Annotated in this window: 17 protein-coding genes and 1 pseudogene; 10 read left to right on the top strand and 8 right to left on the bottom strand. The window is 37.0% G+C overall.

Translation table 11 applies throughout. The annotated features are described in order from the left end of the window. Nucleotides 1–69: 69 nt before the first annotated feature. From AsFPU1_RS22055 to AsFPU1_RS22070, 4 genes are all read left to right on the top strand, one after another. Nucleotides 70–1,062, top strand: coding sequence for a 2-keto-4-pentenoate hydratase (locus AsFPU1_RS22055; protein ID WP_125061191.1), 993 nt, complete (start codon nt 70–72; stop codon nt 1,060–1,062). 5 nt (nt 1,063–1,067) lie between these two features. Next, nucleotides 1,068–1,676 (top strand): esterase/lipase family protein, encoded by a 609-nt coding sequence (locus AsFPU1_RS22060; protein ID WP_124978106.1) that lies wholly within the window; start codon nt 1,068–1,070, stop codon nt 1,674–1,676. A gap of 88 nt (nt 1,677–1,764) precedes the next feature. After that, on the top strand, nt 1,765–2,271 hold the full coding sequence (locus tag AsFPU1_RS22065; RefSeq protein WP_124978104.1) for a tetratricopeptide repeat protein: 507 nt from the start codon (nt 1,765–1,767) through the stop codon (nt 2,269–2,271). 327 nt (nt 2,272–2,598) lie between these two features. After that, the gene (locus tag AsFPU1_RS22070; RefSeq protein WP_124978102.1) at nt 2,599–3,360 is read left to right on the top strand and encodes an SDR family NAD(P)-dependent oxidoreductase; all 762 of its coding nucleotides are present in this window, start codon (nt 2,599–2,601) and stop codon (nt 3,358–3,360) included. Between the two features lie 201 nt (nt 3,361–3,561). On the opposite strand, the gene AsFPU1_RS22075 is transcribed toward AsFPU1_RS22070, so the two are convergent. Beyond that, the gene (locus AsFPU1_RS22075) at nt 3,562–4,164 is read right to left on the bottom strand and encodes a heme-binding protein (protein WP_124978099.1); all 603 of its coding nucleotides are present in this window, start codon (nt 4,162–4,164) and stop codon (nt 3,562–3,564) included. A 381-nt stretch (nt 4,165–4,545) separates the two neighbouring features. Then, nucleotides 4,546–6,306, bottom strand: coding sequence for a 2-succinyl-5-enolpyruvyl-6-hydroxy-3-cyclohexene-1-carboxylic-acid synthase (gene menD, locus AsFPU1_RS22080; RefSeq protein WP_124978097.1), 1,761 nt, complete (start codon nt 6,304–6,306; stop codon nt 4,546–4,548). A 99-nt stretch (nt 6,307–6,405) separates the two neighbouring features. Here menD and AsFPU1_RS22085 point away from each other — a divergent pair, with 99 nt between their 5' ends. The 4 genes from AsFPU1_RS22085 (at nt 6,406) to AsFPU1_RS22100 (ending at nt 8,757) form a co-directional block, all read left to right on the top strand. After that, complete coding sequence (locus AsFPU1_RS22085) at nt 6,406–6,666, top strand: type II toxin-antitoxin system Phd/YefM family antitoxin (RefSeq protein ID WP_124978095.1); 261 nt, start codon at nt 6,406–6,408, stop codon at nt 6,664–6,666. 161 nt (nt 6,667–6,827) lie between these two features. Continuing rightward, on the top strand, nt 6,828–7,166 hold the full coding sequence (locus AsFPU1_RS22090; protein ID WP_124978093.1) for a type II toxin-antitoxin system RelE/ParE family toxin: 339 nt from the start codon (nt 6,828–6,830) through the stop codon (nt 7,164–7,166). After that, complete coding sequence (locus AsFPU1_RS22095; protein WP_124978091.1) at nt 7,159–7,488, top strand: addiction module antidote protein; 330 nt, start codon at nt 7,159–7,161, stop codon at nt 7,486–7,488. The genes AsFPU1_RS22090 and AsFPU1_RS22095 overlap by 8 nt, the downstream gene beginning before the upstream one ends. A gap of 81 nt (nt 7,489–7,569) precedes the next feature. Next, nucleotides 7,570–8,757: an HhoA/HhoB/HtrA family serine endopeptidase gene (locus tag AsFPU1_RS22100; protein ID WP_124978089.1), complete on the top strand. Its 1,188-nt coding sequence runs from the start codon at nt 7,570–7,572 to the stop codon at nt 8,755–8,757. Nucleotides 8,758–9,120: 363 nt separating this feature from the next. On the opposite strand, the gene AsFPU1_RS22105 is transcribed toward AsFPU1_RS22100, so the two are convergent. The 5 genes from AsFPU1_RS22105 to AsFPU1_RS22130 all read right to left on the bottom strand — a co-directional run bounded on the left by AsFPU1_RS22105 (nt 9,121) and on the right by AsFPU1_RS22130 (nt 14,310). Continuing rightward, complete coding sequence (locus AsFPU1_RS22105; protein ID WP_124978087.1) at nt 9,121–9,876, bottom strand: SDR family NAD(P)-dependent oxidoreductase; 756 nt, start codon at nt 9,874–9,876, stop codon at nt 9,121–9,123. Between the two features lie 452 nt (nt 9,877–10,328). After that, nucleotides 10,329–11,021, bottom strand: a complete 693-nt coding sequence (locus AsFPU1_RS22115; protein WP_124978082.1) for an iron-containing redox enzyme family protein — start codon at nt 11,019–11,021, stop codon at nt 10,329–10,331. A 382-nt stretch (nt 11,022–11,403) separates the two neighbouring features. Next, a complete protein-coding gene (locus AsFPU1_RS22120) occupies nt 11,404–12,129 on the bottom strand; it encodes a Stp1/IreP family PP2C-type Ser/Thr phosphatase (RefSeq protein ID WP_124978080.1) in 726 nt (241 codons plus the stop codon). 42 nt (nt 12,130–12,171) lie between these two features. Further along, nucleotides 12,172–13,857, bottom strand: a complete 1,686-nt coding sequence (locus AsFPU1_RS22125; RefSeq protein ID WP_227873653.1) for an ABC1 kinase family protein — start codon at nt 13,855–13,857, stop codon at nt 12,172–12,174. A gap of 144 nt (nt 13,858–14,001) precedes the next feature. Continuing rightward, nucleotides 14,002–14,310: a DUF6825 family protein gene (locus AsFPU1_RS22130; RefSeq protein WP_124978076.1), complete on the bottom strand. Its 309-nt coding sequence runs from the start codon at nt 14,308–14,310 to the stop codon at nt 14,002–14,004. Nucleotides 14,311–14,790: 480 nt separating this feature from the next. On the opposite strand from AsFPU1_RS22130, the gene AsFPU1_RS22840 reads away from it, so the two are divergent. Beyond that, a complete protein-coding gene (locus tag AsFPU1_RS22840) occupies nt 14,791–14,955 on the top strand; it encodes a hypothetical protein (RefSeq protein ID WP_172957584.1) in 165 nt (54 codons plus the stop codon). A 286-nt stretch (nt 14,956–15,241) separates the two neighbouring features. Here the strand turns inward: AsFPU1_RS22840 and tnpA are convergent. Beyond that, a pseudogene (gene tnpA, locus AsFPU1_RS22135) lies at nt 15,242–15,646 on the bottom strand (IS200/IS605 family transposase); the annotation flags it as partial. Nucleotides 15,647–15,712: 66 nt separating this feature from the next. Here tnpA and AsFPU1_RS22140 point away from each other — a divergent pair. Beyond that, nucleotides 15,713–16,924 carry an RNA-guided endonuclease InsQ/TnpB family protein gene (locus tag AsFPU1_RS22140; RefSeq protein ID WP_124970148.1) on the top strand — a complete coding sequence of 404 codons (1,212 nt, stop codon included), beginning with the start codon at nt 15,713–15,715 and terminating at the stop codon, nt 16,922–16,924. Nucleotides 16,925–16,956 lie beyond the last annotated feature (32 nt).

Below are 16,956 nucleotides of genomic sequence, written 5' to 3' on the forward strand. Positions count from 1 at the left end.
GGCTTCAGCCTGCTTAAATAACCTTGGTTTTGCTGGTTTTGCTATGTATGAAAAAAAATTATCTGAATTATGAATAAAATAAAATTTTTATCTGTTTTCTTTTTGCTATTACTCAACCCAATTTTTACACCAGAACAGACTAAAGAAGTTAAGAAAACTGAGTCATTTTTTTTGACAAGATATAAATATAATAACCGAATAGGTCTAAAAAATAAAGGACTAAGTTTTAATGGCGATAGTTCATTGCCGACTTTGACTAACCCTGAAACAGAAAGTTTAGCTCAAACTCTATTTGAGCATTATCTTAAAAAACAACCAGTTTTAACTTTTCCCAATGACTTAAGTTTAAAGCAAGCTGAAACCATACAGAAAAAGTTAGTTAAATTATTAATCCCATCTCAAGGTCAACTTATCGGTTATAAAGCGGGGTTAACCAATCAAAAAATCCAGGAAAAGTTTAAAGTATCTCAACCAGTTTTAGGAAGAATACTTAAACAGATGATTCTCCCATCAGGTGTAACATTACCTCCTAATTTTGCTGCCATACCCAGATTAGAAGGAGATTTAATTGTCAGGGTTAAAAGTGAAGGCATTAATCAAGCTAAAACTCCTCAAGAAATTCTCAAAAATCTTGATGCTATTATCCCTTTCTTAGAATTACCTGATTTAGTTTATACTAAAGACTTAGAGTTAAATGGTGCAATGTTAGTGGCAGTTAATGTAGGTGCAAGATTAGGAATCGTCGGAACACCTATTCTTCTACAATCAACGGAAAAATGGCAAAATAAATTAAATAATATACAAGTTATTATTGTCGATCAATCAGGACAAGAATTAGCCCAAGGACATAGTAAAAATCTACTTGGAGATCCTCTTAAAGTTGTTCTCTGGATCAAAGATAAATTACACAGTCAAGGAAAATCTTTAAAAAAAGGAGACTTATTATCTTTAGGCAGTATTACTCCTGTAATTCCTATTAAACCAGGAACAACAATCTATGGACAGTATTTAGGATTAAACCCAGATAAGAAAATTGAAATCTCTGTTAATTTTAAGAATTAATAACCATGATAAGTCAACGTAATCCTGTTGTTTTAGTACACGGAATTTATAATACTACCGCTAAATTTAATACAATGACTAACTATTTAACTCAGTTAGGTTGGTCGGTTTACTGTTTTAATCTTAAACCCAATGATGGAGATGGTCATCTCGAAAATTTAGCTGAACAAGTGGCTAATTATATTACTCATACTTTTGCTAATAAACAACCTTTTGATTTAATTGGATTTAGTATGGGAGGATTAATTACCCGATATTATTTACAACGTCTTGGAGGAGTAAAACAAGTTCATCGTTATATTAGTATTTCTGCCCCCAATAAAGGAACCTTGACTGCCTATGCTTTATCTCGTCCAGGTATTAGACAAATGCGTCCCAATAGTCAATTTTTACAGCAGTTAAATCATGACATACAAGATACTTTAGGAGGAATTAATGTTACTATTATCTGGACTCCTTATGATCTGATGATTCTCCCTGCTCATAGTTCTAAACTTAATCTAGGAAAACAGATTAAACTTCCTGTGTTAAATCATGAACTAATGGTCAGACATCCCAGAATTTTACAAGCTGTTTCTCAAGCATTATCTGAACCCATTTGTTCCTCTCGATAATTTGTTTAAGAGACATGATTTTTATCCGTCTTTATGGCATAATATATTGTTAAACATAATTGCTAATAGGAGAAAATAAATTAGTAAAATGGATGCCCAAACAAAAGAATTTAAACTTAAATATGACATCGGAAGGCAATTGTTAGAAAAAGGACAATATCGTCTCAGTGTACAATCCCTGGAAGAAGCAACACAATTAGTTAACCCCAACTCTCGTTTAGGGGGAGATGTTCAAATGATTTTAGTCACAGCTTATCAAGCAGTCGGACGTTTAGAAGATGCTATTAATTTGTGTCAAAACTTAACCGTTCATCCTCATGTTGATATTCGTAAACAAAGTCAGCGCATTCTTTATATTCTTAAAGCACCTCAACTAAAACGCCCTGAAGAATGGATGACAAAAATTCCAACTATTGATACTAAAGAAGCCGCAAAACCTAAATATATTACCTCTAATCCTACTGCTAAACTTCCCGAAAAATCTTATTTAACTACGGAAGATTTAAGTCAGATTGATACTAGGGATAATTATTTTATTTGGTTTGCTTTGGGGTTGATTGTATTAATATTAAGTGGCCTAGTCTGGTTTAATTAATTATTAGAGACTTGTAAATAAAAGAGATATCATTTAAACTAAGGGAAGCAAAAAATTAAAAACAATAAGCTGTCACCCATCTAAATTAGTCCTATTCGACTGATGGAGTGGTCGCTACGCGCACCTTCGGTGGGGAGTGATAGTTTGACGGTTTGTTTCCTAATCTGCCCATATACAGTTTAAATGCGTCTTAGCTTAATTTCTGAAAAATAGTGGCAGGTTTTAAAATACAACTAGATCTCAAAGTACAACTTAGTCTCAAAGATGCCTCTCTCAAATTAACAGGAATCAGAAAAAGAGCATTTATCCTTTTGAAATGTTTTTCAGATGAATAACCCCATTAACCCGACTAACGCCCTAATTATTGGTTCATCCAGAGGAATTGGTTTAGGATTTGTTAAAGCCCTTCTACAGAAACCTAACATAAATATTTATGCAACGTACCGTCAGAGAAATTTAGCCACTGAGTTATTTTCTCTGAAAACGGAATATCCGCAACAACTTCACTGTCGGCAATTAGATATCACTAATGAAGAACAAATCTCTAATCTCTCAAGTTATATTCACCAGAAAACATCTCAACTTCATCTAGTTATTAACTGTGTGGGAATTCTCCATGAAGGTTCCTTACAACCAGAAAAAAGCCTTAGACAAATTTCTTCAGAAAATTTGCTATATTATTTTAAAATCAACAGCATTGGGTCTGTCTTATTAGCCAAGCATTTGTTACCGTTATTTCGCCATTCAAATAAGAGTATTTTAGCTTTTTTAAGTGCTAAACTAGGAAGTATTGGCGATAATAATCTGGGAGGATGGTATGGTTATCGTGCCTCGAAAGCTGCTCTTAATATGTTGATAAGAACAGTTTCGATTGAATATAAACGTCTTTGTCCCCAGACAATTGTTGTTAGTTTGCATCCAGGCACAACTGACACAAATCTGTCAAAACCATTTCAACAAAATGTGCCAGAGGATAAATTATTTACCGTAGATCTAACAGTCAACCAACTTCTCAATGTAATCGATAATTTAACAGGTGAAGATAGTGGCTCTTTTTTTTCTTGGGATGGTAGTCGTCTTCCTTGGTAATAAAAAAAGTTAAATCAATGTCTACACCACAGACCTTATGTCTGATACTATATGAACGAAGCCTCCCTTCGGGAGGCTCAATTAAACCCGCGTAGGCGGGTTTTGTCTTTATAGCTAAACCCAGAGCGGGTTTAAGCCTATAATTTCTAATAGTTTTACTAGGTTCTGTAGAACCAAAAAGTTAACTTCAAAGAATAAATATTAATCTTTTTTACTGATAGGAATTTGGATTTCGCTACGTTTTGCCATATCAGGTTTATACGGGCCATCATAGAACAAACGGCGAGGGTTTCCGACCATTTTATAAGATGGGTTTTCTGATAGCCAGTTTCTGAGTTTTTCTAAACCCTCTACATAGGTTTCATAGGAATAACCGCCAACCAGTCCCAAGCTTACCACTGTCTGACGGGGAATATCTTCAATCGTAATATTAGAGGCGATTTCCTTGGGGTAAATATCCGTGTTACGGTAGAGAAAAGAAACGGTGGCTTCCCCAGTTTTCTCCTTACCTTCTATGGTGCCAACCGGATAACGAGTTTCTACAGGAGCAGTCATAGAAATGTTATTCGAGCTAATATGTTGATATAAGGGTGAAAAAGCCTGATTAGCCGCATCAGATAAGTTGCCAGAATAGCTATAAGTCGCAGCACGATAAGCAGGATATTCCTTTACTTCTATTTTATCAGGGGCAGTTGGGGCCGGAAAACCTACGGGAAGGGGCGCACTATTGGCTTGATAAATTCCTATCGCGAACCAAGCGATTGCTATAATTCCTAATGGTAGTAATAAATAGTGAAGTTTCATGAGCTAAAATAATCAAAAATGACGTTATAAAGTTGATATCTTAAGCATAATTATACCAGAATATTTAATGTGTTATTTTTGTTATGAAAATTACCGTAAATTTTTATTAAGCTTCAGATAAATGTATCATAGAATACAAAAAACTTAAAAATACTTGAAAATTTTTAGCAATAGTGAACGAAAGAATGCGGGTTGACAAAGCCGTCGTATATAGTGTATATTTTTTAGTTATATAGGCTTCACAATGGGAATCTTTGCGTTTATCAACAAACAGTAATATTTCCATTATGATATTCACATTTTACAATGTAAGCAAAAAAAAATCAACCCCATAAATTGATCTGCTTCAAAGTCAGTAAAGCAGTATATTAGAACCATGATTTAAAAAACCCGTTTTTGCGTAAGTCCTGCAAAATTAGCAAATTCAACTAAATTATCTTTCAACCAAAGAGCATCTTTTTGGCGATTAGTTTGCACTTCTAAAACCCGAATACCCGTAGAAGGTAAAGGATTTAATAATTCTGTGAATTGTGACCAATTATCAATCAATTGATGGGAAATGTTATAGGTCTGGCAAAGTTGAGAAAAATCAATATTTTGTGGAGTGGCAAAAAAATCCTCAAAAGAAGAGCGAAACTGAGATATAGGTAATATTTCAAAGATACCACCCCCATTATTATTAATTAAAATAATAGTTAAATGTCCCTTAAAGTTTTTATTGATTAAGAATCCATTAGTATCATGAAGTAGGGATAAATCACCTGTTAACATAACATTATGGGATGATTTATAAGCCATTCCTAAAGCTGTTGATAAAGTACCATCAATACCATTAGCACCTCGATTACAATAAGGAATAATTTGCAGATGATTAGGCATCCAGAAAAAATCCATATCTCTAACTGGCATACTATTAGACACAAAAATTAAACTATTCTTAGGTAAAATTTGAGGTAATAACCAAGCTATTTTTGCTTCTAATAAATATTCAATAGCTGACATTTTTTGCTCAAGATTATGTCTAACTTTGTTCTCAAATTCTAACCAAGTCTTCAAAAAAGATCGATCTAAGTCTTGAGTAATAGGAGGTAAAGTTAAAGTGTCTATTGAGGTTGTTAGATGAATAGTTTTATTATGAAGGGGGTCAAGATTATCAAGAGTAGGATCAATAATCCAATGATCAGGTTCAAGAGATTCTAACCAAACCCTTAATTCTTTACTGGTAGGAAATTCTCCTATTTGAATTACCACATCAGGAATTAAAGATTGATTTAATTGGGGATGACGTAATATTAAATCATACGTACAAATTAAATAAGGATTCAAATATGAAAAATTTCTCACAGGAGATAAAGCATCAGCTAACACAGGAAAATTAAGTAATTGAGCCAAATTAGCGATCGCTTGACAATAACCTTTAGGATCAACTGGATAAGCGACTCCTGCAATAATAATACCCCGTCGAGTTGATAGCCATTGAGACGGCAAAACTGAGGAAGAAGAACCAGAAAAATTAAGATAATTATTATCAATTTGAGATAAAAAATTATCTAGATCAAAATCAGCAAATATAGAAGTAATATTAGGGTCAAAAATAGGTGCTAAAGGTTCTCGAAAAGGACAATTAAGATGAACAACTCCAGGAGTAGGAAAAAGCGATCGCCGCCAAGATTGAACAAGGGTTTGTCGTAGATAACGTAATATACCAATTTCCTGGGAAGGAATGGCTAATTCTGCTTGCCAATTGGGATAATGACCATAAAGTTTAATTTGATCAATTGCTTGTCCAGCATGACAATGACGTAATTCTGGGGGACGATCTGCTGTTAGAATTAACAAAGGAATTCGACTTTCATGAGCTTCGATTACTGCTGGGTAAAAATTAGCTCCTGCTGTTCCCGAAGTACATACTAAAACAACAGGAATTTTAGTTTTTTTTGCCCTTCCTAATGCAAAAAAAGCCGCCGAACGTTCATCTAAAATAGGAATAGTTTCAATATTAGGATGTTGAGCAAAAGCAACTGCTAGGGGTGCGGAACGGGAACCAGGACAGATAATAGCCGTTGTCAGTCCTAAACGGTATAAGGTTTCTACTAATAAAGAAGACCAAAGAGTATTAATGTTACGAAAATCAAGAATCATTGATAGTGAATAATTAGGTTAGGGATTAAGGTTGCTACAGTTATCTATATTCTCATGTATCATGTATAGAATTTACATTTGAGATCTAAACTGAAAAAAATGGAAAAACTAACTATTACGGACGCTCAAGAAGATTTAATCAACCTAGTTAAATTAGTAACCCAAGAAAACCAAATTTATGAAATAGAGATGACTGATGGTTCGGCTGTTTTAATCTCACAAAAAAACTATGAAAGCTTACAAGAAACCATTGAATTACTTTCAATCCCTGGATTAAGAGAAAGCTTACAAAGATCCCTTGAACAAATAACCAATAATGAAACCTACTCCTTGGAGGAAGTATTGGGAGATATTGATTGATGGTTTATGAAGTCCGTTTTACCAAAGAAGCTAAAAAAGATATCATTAAACTTACCCCTAAATTAAAACAAAAACTCAAAAAAATTATCATAAATTTTCACTTAACAGTAACATTTTTAAGTTATCGCACTGAGGTACACACATGATATACTTTAAGAAGTATGAATAAACCTGTAAAACCCAAAACTTTAATCGTTTATCAAGATGCAGATGGAAACGAGCCATTCACCAACTGGCTTAATAGTTTACGAGATGTTCAGGGACGTAAACGAATCAGTATCCGGTTAAGACGGCTAGAGCAGGGGAATTACGGTGATTGTGAACCCATTGGTGAAGGACTTTTAGAATTGCGAATGTTTTTTGGTCCCGGCTACCGTGTCTATTTTGGGGAAGAAGGTAATAACATTGTGCTTTTGCTGTGTGGTGGCGACAAAAGCAGTCAAACCAAGGATATTGAAGCAGCAAAAGCTTATTGGCAGGAGCATCTAGAGAATGCGTAAATACAGAACATTTGACCAAGTTGAAGAAGAATACTACCGCGAACATCCAGAGGAAATTGACAGTTTTCTAACGGTTATTTTTGAGGAATATGCCAAAAATAATGATACAGGTGCTTTATTATCCGCATTGCGTATGATTAGCCGTGTAAAAGGCATTACAGCAACAGCAGAAGCAGCAGAGATTAGCCGCAAAGGACTACAAAAAGCCTTGTCAGAGCAGGGAAACCCACTCTTTGAGAATGTAAGCACGATTCTACACGCTATGGGCTATCAACTTGTTCCACAAGCTTTGGCAATGGATGTCAAAACTAAGAGGACATAAGTCTTTCTGTTAGCATATAAACAATAAATTATCTAGAACAACCAACAAGTTAATAAACCCCCTTTGAGGTTTTAGTCAACCATGAAGCCAAAAACGCTTAACCAATGGAGAAGCCACCTAACAGCACTTTTACTAGGAATAATTCTCTGTTTTGGTGGTTTTCAAGTCTTATCCTCTCAAGCTGATTCTTTAAAGTTAGATCAGCCTCCTTTAACCATAGCTCAAGTTCCTATTTCCAATAATAGTGATAGCTTTGTGGCCGCGGCCGTCAGTCGCACTGGCCCCGCAGTTGTCCGTATTGATACCGAAAGCGTTGTCACTCGTCGTGTTGACCCTTTATTAGATGATCCTTTTTTCCGAGAATTTTTTGGTCAACAGTTTAACTCTCGCGCACCTCAACAACAGCGCATTAGTGGACAGGGATCAGGCTTTATTGTAGATGGCAATGGAATTATCCTCACCAATGCTCATGTGGTTGATAATGCCGATAAAGTGACCGTTACCCTCAAAGATGGACGTATCTTTAATGGAAAAGTCCGAGGAACCGATGAAGTGACGGATTTAGCAGTAGTTACCATTAACCCCCAAGGGGCTAAATTACCCGTTGCCCCTTTAGGCAATTCTGATCAACTTCAAGTAGGAGATTGGGCGATCGCGGTGGGAAATCCGGTAGGATTAGATAATACTGTGACACTAGGGATTATTAGTACTATTGGCAGATCAGCCGCTAAAGCAGGAATTCCCGATAAAAGGCTAGATTTTATTCAAACCGATGCGGCTATTAACCCCGGTAACTCAGGGGGGCCCCTACTCAATAGCAAAGGGGAAGTAATTGGCATTAATACCGCTATTAGGGCCGATGCTATGGGGATTGGTTTTGCTATTCCTATCAATAAGGCTAAAGCCTTGCAAAATACCCTGGCCAGTGGACAAAAAGTTGCCCATCCCTATATTGGGGTACAAATGGTCAATTTAACCCCTGAAGTAGCTAAGGAAAATAATCAAAATCCTAATTCTCCCATGATGATCGCAGAAGTTGAGGGAATTTTAGTGGTACAAGTAATGCCTAATACCCCCGCCGCTAAAGCAGGAATTCGTCGAGGAGATGTGATTGTAACAGTTAATAATAAACCCGTTAAAGATGGGTCAGATTTGCAATCTATGGTAGAAAATGTGGGGATTAACGGTCAACTCAAACTAAAACTTTATCGAGGCGATCGCAGTTTAGAGTTAACAGTTACGACAGCACAACTAGAAAGTCCAAACTAAAAAACAAATGGGCGTTACTGAATCAGGGTATAAAACAACCATTCTTTACTTTACCCGTATGCTTATACTTTAAATACCAAAAAACCTTGCAAAGCAAGGTTTTTTGGTATTAGTGCATTTTACCTGTGTCCATGTAAGGTCTTGATTAGAACCAGCGATCGCTGTATAATAAAAACATAGGTACGCTGCCGAAGGCACTGCGGAGCGGACTGCCTCAAAACACGCTTCAGTTAAGCCTCAGAGAAGATTGTACCCAGTAACAGGTGGTCTCAAAATCACTGAAACTACCTCTACAGAACGGTTTCGTTATTTTTTTTAGTATAACTAAAATACTAATTTTTAATGGGCATTTTTGGGTTATTGTCAACGACTACTAGTCCCATCGCCCCCCGCATCAACTCCTCCGTCGACTGGCAAGATTACTCCCGTAACCCATTTAGCAAGGGACAGATAAAGCACGGCATCCGCAATATCTTTAGGCAGTCCAAACCGTCCTAGAGGTTGTTGTTGTTCGAGGTAGTTTAACGTTTTTTCATCGAGTTCACCGTATAGAGATGTGGGGACAACCCCAGGCGCAACCACATTAATACGAATATTGTCGGAGGCTAACTCAACAGATAGATTTTTGGACATAGCCATAATCGCCGCCTTTGCCATAATTGGTGCAGAGGAGGGAAATGCCTTAATGCCATTCATAGCCAGAATAGTTCCAATATTAATAATAGCTCCCCCTTCTTTTTGCTGTCTCATCTGTTTAACGGTTTCCTGGGTTAAGGCAAAAGTCCCTCTTACATATCCAAGAAACTGATCTAACTCATCTATTTTATAATCGGTGAAAGGTTTAACGGAAAAAATGCCTGCGTTATTAACCAGAACATCGACGCGACCAAATTTTGCTACTGTCTCATTAATCAGATCTGGTGCCACTTCAGGCTGGGTAATGTCACTGACGATAAAGTGAATACGTTTAGGTTGATTTAATTGTTGAACGGCCTTTTCTAACTTTAAGGATGTTCTACCAATCAGTACAACGTTAAAGTCTGTGTTAAGAAAGGCATCCGCAATAGCAAAACCAATTCCAGTGGCACCACCTGTAATAATAGCGGTTTGAGTGTTCATTTTTTCGGGTTTCTCCAATGAATAAATATGAGTCGTCGAACTCAGCTGAATAAGTTTCAGTTTATCAGCAAAAAGGCTTCTTTTAAATCTGACGGACTATTTCCGCCAGGCCGCACTATCCCTTTTCTGTCACTCTCCGATTTTTCGTATGATGAATAATCCCTCAAGACAATGTATATTGGGCAATGGAGTGTTTGGTGACGGTATTTTGGCAAATTTGTAATTCTCATCAATGTCTATTCACAAAAATGCTGGCGATCGCTTTCTCTGTAAGAGTTACAGAACTGATAAATTGTCAGGCTTTTCGGAGAGTGACAGAAGAGGGATAGTTTCTCGATTTGAAGAAATTATTGCAGTAGCGAGACTGAAAAGAAGAAGCGAATATTTTAAAAATTTAGCTTATAGCCTCCTTGATAATTTTATGATTGCTCATCAAAGGAGGCTAAAACAGCTTATACAATAGCTTCTAAAATTTTCTCACCTGATAAATTAGCCCATTGATTCCAAGTTTCCCTCCAAATTTCCTTAGCTTTGTTGTAGCCAATCAAAACTAAATCAGAGTTAATTTCATTTTCCACTATTAGTTCCCCAACTGCTTTTCTAATCATTTCTTTGTGATGAATATCTTCACCCCTAACATGAATATCAAAAAACTCCCAGTCAATATTATTGACATTCTTAATAACATAAGAATGTTGCTTTAAAAATTTCTCAAACACAGCGAGATAAACCGCACAAATACACTCAACACCAACCCCTTCAAGACCGATAACAAAATCAATCGAATTATGATTAATTAAACTCATCATTGGATCAAAGTTTATTGAGTTTTTCGGAATATTATCAACCCCTATAGATCTCAGGAAATTATCCCATAAATATAAGTGCGATGACTCATATTTACCATTACCTTGTTCATCATTAAGAATTTCAGCAATCAAGCTCTTAAACTGACTTTCAGGTAATCTTGAACACAACAAAGCGAGGTGATTAGAATGATTTAAGACTAACTGACGATAATCGATAGAAACCTGTTTAAGTTTTTCTAAACTCCATGTCGAAATTGTAGAGAGCTGAGAATCAATCAGAATCTCTTCTGTTAACTTGGCTTCATCAAAATATACCCAAAAAGTTGATAATTCCATGATTGTATTGGTAGAATTAAGTAAGTTTAACAAGCTAAGGGATAAATGCTTGGCGGCCTATCCCGTACCTTATATATCATTCAATTCCAAAACTGTATATTACGGAAAGCTCCATTATTATTTTGGCTAATGACCTGAGTTTGACATAAGGCAAATATCTGAAACCTATATCCAGGAATACTTACAAGCAAGATAGTTCAAGCCAACTATTTCTAATTAGTCTCAGTTAATGATAAAAAGCCCGCGATCGCGGTATTCATTGGCTCTTTATCGAGAATATTCGATTAGAAGCAGGAGAAAAAACCCGACAATGAAACCTCTTAAGCCAAGCTGGACAAAGATTTTGGCTATCTCAGTTATATCGAACTCAGGTCTACAGGGTTTAATCTTGAGCGACAATGACCACAGTAATATTATCAGAACCTCCCCCCTCTTTAGCGGCTTCTATTAGGTGTGTACCAATCTCTTCACAGGATTTTTTCGACTCAAATAGTTCTTGAATCAGTTCGTCAGAAACCTCTTCAGTTAAGCCATCACTACACAACAGAAGCATATCCCCTGAATTAACCTCTAGAGGAAAAATTTCGACTGTATTAATCTCCTTACGTCCTAAACACTGCAACAGGACGTGGCGATAATGATTAACTTTTGCCTCTTCTGGAGTCATATCTCCCCTTTTCAGGGCCCGTGCGACCCAAGTATGATCCTCTGTTACTTGCTCTAATTGGTCATTTCGTAAGCGATAGAGACGAGAATCACCTACATGGGCCCGCCAAGGTTGATTCTCCCGAAATATAACCACAACTACAGTAGTTCCCATTTCGGCCCGTTCGGGGTGACTTTCTTGATCTTCGATAATTCCTTGATTAGCCTCTAATAATGCTGCTTCTAGGAGACTGTCAGAAGACTTCTGAGAATCCCAATATTTTTCTAGATAAGCTTGTATCCGTTTAGTGGCAATTTTGCTGGCTTCTTCTCCACCTGCATGACCACCCATTCCATCAGCGACAATGAAAAATCGCCCTTCTGGGTCGGTGTAAAAGTTATCTTGATTAACTGACCGCACAAGTCCAGTATCAGTCAGACCCGTGAAACGACGATTCATCATTTAGCTAGTGACAATGTACAAAAAGGAACAATAACTCTTATTTTAGAACATTTTATCTAAACGTCCCACACGACGGAGGAGACGAAATAATGCCCAGGCCGGAGCTAATGTTACTATCATAACCCCTACAGCTACTTTCACATAACCATTAACCAATAAAAGGGTAGCACAAATAGCGAGCGCACTGATCACCAGGGTATAGTTAGTTGTCATTTGCATCAGACTCAGACGACGTAATAAACGCTCAGATTCAGTAGATCGAACTCTAACCCGAATATCTCCCCGTTCTAACTTTTCTAGGGTATCCTCAATGCGTCGAGGTAGTCCTAAAGCTGTATTACTGACTTGAACCGCCTGACGACCTAATTCATCGAGAATACTATTGCCATTAGTTCCATTCATATCAGTCACAATTTGTAAGGCAAACGGTTGTGCTACTTCCATAAAGTTAAAGTCAGGATCTAATCCTTTTCCTACTCCTTCTAAAGTAGAAAAAGCCCGCATGACAAAGGTAAAGGTAGCAGGGAAGCGAAAGGGCTGATCATAAGCAATTTCATACAAATCCTCACTAATTTGAGTCACAGACTGTTCCTCAAAAGGTTTGTCCATGAAATTATCGAGGATAAATTGAATAGAACGACGCACTGGCCCCATATCATCCGTAGGTGCAAGGGCCCCCAATGCAATTAAAGAAGAGACAACACGGTCAGCATCTTTTTGAGTAACTCCAAATAGAGTATCCATCAACTTCTCGCGCACATTGGTTTCAATACGGCCCATCATGCCAAAATCATAAAAGATTAAAGCCCCGTCTGTACTCACGGCCAGATTACCTGGATGGGGATCAGCATGGAAAAAACCGTCATTGAGCAGTTGAGATAAATAAGCTTTAGCCCCTAATTTCGCCAAAAGCTTGCGATCTAAACCGGCCGCTTCTAATCCCTCATAATGACTAATTTTAATGCCTGGTAGGTATTCTAAGGTCAAGATACGGGCAGAAGTGTATCGCCAATAAACTCTCGGTACTCTTACCCAGTCTTCCCCGCGAAAATTGCGGCGAAAAGTATCAGCATTTTGTCCTTCGTTGAGGTAATCTGTCTCTAACCAAAGAATACGACAACATTCTTCATAAATGCCACTCCAGTCTCTCCCTTTCCCCCAACGAGGATGATTTTGAAAATACTGGGCAATGCGCTTAAGAATGGCTAAATCGATGGTAAACAGTTGTTTTAACCCCGGACGTTGTACCTTAACCACAACTTCTTCCCCTGTATGGAGTTTAGCTTTGTGAACTTGTCCTAAACTTGCCGCCGCAATGGGAACCGGATCAAAACTTCGGTAGAGTTTGGCTAAGGGTTTACCGAATTCTTTTTCAATGATGGCAGTGGCTTGCTCATAAGTAAAGGCCGGTACTTCATCTTGTAATTTAGACAGTTCGTCTACATATTCAGAGGGAAATAAATCTGCTCTCGTAGAAAAAAGTTGACCTACTTTAATGAAAGTTGGCCCTAAATTTAGTAAATTTTCTCTAATCCAAACTGCTTGTTTAACCCTTCGATTAGCTAATTTTTGGTCAGTATAACCTCCTCGATAGCTCCATTTTTTGCCATTGAGCCAAAATTGAGAAAGTAATAATAGAACAAACCGCCAAATATCGAGACGACGGCCTGTAATTGAATAATTTTCCTGATTCCAACGGTACTTTTTAGCAGTTTCTAATTGTCTAATACTTTTAGGTACTGGGTTAGTTGTCCTTTTGGCCAGGGAAGAGTTAGGGTTGGAAGATAGGGCAGACACTCGGTTTTTTGGGGGTATTGCTGACAGGGGTTGTTAAACAGAAGAAAGAGGGATTTAACACAGGTAATCAAGTAATTAGACTTGTTGATGGCGATAATTCTTTAATTCTGCTTTTAATCGCGCAATTTCGGCTCGTAAGTCGTCAATGGTTTCTTGTAAATCTGCCCCATCATCTCCTGGGGTTGAGACACTATTTCCTTGCGTCACATCCCGTTGGGCCCGGGTCTGTACTTCTTCGATAAACTGGCGCAGTTGTTCCCGTTGCTCTGCATCAAATTTACCTAAGTCACTCAGGGCGTTAGTTAGGGTGTCTTCGATTTTTTCGCTTAAGACTTCGGCAAAAGCTCTACCCAAAAAGAAGGCATGAAGAACGGGATTACTCATTAGATTTTTGTTAATTGGTTTTGTAACAAATTATATCTTAATCTGGATTACTCTGAAGCCTTAAATAGTTTCTTTGACCCCTAATAAGCCAGCACTTGAGGAACAAATCATCCGTTGAAAAATATTTTTCTAAGATATTGACATTGATCCCCGTCAACTGTAACAATAAATACAGACAATTCTTATAAAGTTTTCGTCTACATACGCCCATAAGTAAAAAACTGAAACGGGAAATATACCCAAATCAGGAAGTCCATTAGATTCAATTCTCCTTATTTCTTCTCAGAGGAGCTTGAGCCTTCACCGAAAAGATAAAGGTTTAAGTAAATAAGCAACATTAATGGTAAGTTGGAAGTAAGCCCTTTAGGGGTGAAACTCTTACGATCGACTTATCAAAAATACACAATTAATTTTGCCTACTGACTTATTATTTTCTCCGACCCAACGACACATTTTACAGATTTTGGAGCTTTTAAAACCATGTTATTTTCTTATCAAAGTTTTGACTACCAAGCTTATCCCTCCAACCCCGAATCTACCTCTGATGAAGTAGGAGAAAAAAGTCAGCCCAAAAACGAATCAAAACTTAATCTAAAGTCTCGTTCGCGTATGTCTCCTTATGTTCGCTTTACCTATCGGGGCTAAAAAAAGGCATAAGTGCTTAAACAAAATTAATTACACATAGGAGGGCGGGTTTATCTATTTTTTTATGAAAATCATTGATTTATGTAAAAAACCCGCCCCAACTAATTATTCTTTGCCAATGTTACTATCAAACCAATTTGCCTTTTAACTGAAGCCAGGCGATTACTGGGATTCAAAATTAGCCACGATCCTATCTTAATGCAAAAAGAGGACTCCGGTTAGACCGCCTAAGCGGTTAACGGTGAGATGAATTTTTGCCAAGAAATAAATCGACCGTAGGGAGTCCTTATTTCTTAGGGGAATTTTGATTTTCAACATAATTTTTAAGTTGTTCAACAGTTACGCCTCCACAACTAGAAACAAAATAAGCCCCAGTCCAAAAATAGGGTTTGTTGTAAAAATATTTACCAGACAAAAAAGGAAAGTCACGTCGAATAAGACGACTACTAACCGTTTTTAAGTTAGCAATCAACTTAGACAAAGATATTTCAGGTTTGTAGCTAACCAAAAGATGAACATGGTCAGGTTCTCCGTTGAACTCAAGCAACTGACATTCCCATTTATCAAGTGTTTCTTGAAAAATAGTCTTTAATTGGTTCAATATATCTGCCGAAATAGCCTTTTTACGGTATTTTGTTACAAATACAATGTGAACGGTAAGTTTGTATACAGACCTGTAACCTTTGTTGTAATCACTTGACATATTTAAGCGGTAACTCTACAATGATAATCGTACCGCCAAAAAATGAAGCAATCTGTGATTACGCTAACTTACCAGTTCAAATTAAAATTGACTTGTCAACAAACCCAAGAGATAGAAAATATCTTAGTGGTGTGTCGTAGAGTTTACAATTTTGGTTTAGCTGAAAGAAAAGCTTGGCTAAAAAGCCGTAAATCACCTGTGAATGCTTGCTCAATTATTTCTGAGTACATATTCGGCGTTGATACTCCCTATCCGAATTATTTTGTTCAAGCTAAAGCCTTAACCATTGCCAAACAATCCTTAGAAAGTTTAAGGTCTGTTAATGCTCAAGTGTTACAGCAAACGCTTAAAACACTAGATAAAGCTTTTACTGACATGAAAGCAAAAGGAAACGGGTTTCCTAGATTTAAAAAGGTAATGCGTAGTTTTGTTTTTCCTGCCATGCTAAAAAATTGTTTGGCTAATGGAAAAGTTAAATTACCTCAACTTGGATGGGTAAACATTCGACAATCAAGAGAATATCCTACTGGTTTTGAGGCAAAACAAGCTCGTATTGTCAAGAAAGCTAGTGGTTATTACTTGATGATTACTTTTCAACAATACGAAGAATGTCCAGACCCAGTAGTTGGCAAAACCAGTTTAGGAATTGATGCGGGAATTGAAAGTTTCATGGCTACCAATTTAGGAGAATTAATCAAAGCCCCACGATTTTTGTTAAAGGCAATGCGTAAGCTTAAATGGCTACAAAGACGCTTAAAACATAAAATTAAAGGCTCTAACAACTGGTTAAAACTCCAAAGAAAAATAGCTCGTTTATATGAATCTGTAGCTAATACTCGTCGTGATTGGCAGTTTAAATTAGCTCATTACCTTTGCGATAAAGCCGACAATATTTTTGTTGAAGATATTAACTTTAATTCTTGGAGTCGAGGAATTGTTCGTAAACGTTCTCTCGAATCAGGGATAGGACAATTCATTAATGAAATTTTGCCTTATATCTCTTGGAAAAGAAATAAGTTTTATCTAAAAGTCAACAAGAATGGAACTTCTCAAGAATGCCCTAAATGCCATAAAATGACGGGCAAAAAGAAGTTAAATCAACGTTTGCATGATTGTCAGTTTTGTGGACATCAAGAAAATCGTGATACTGCGGCGGCAAAAGTAATTAAATACAGAGGAAAAATTGCGGTCGGACAGTCCGTAATGATTACTGAAAATGCTTGTGGAGACGGTCTGGCGGGGGTCAAACAATTAACGAATCTTTGATCTAGCTAAGAGTCTGTGATGCAAGAATCCCC

Origin of the sequence: Aphanothece sacrum FPU1 (assembly GCF_003864295.1) — a bacterium.
Classification (GTDB): domain Bacteria; phylum Cyanobacteriota; class Cyanobacteriia; order Cyanobacteriales; family Microcystaceae; genus Aphanothece_B; species Aphanothece_B sacrum.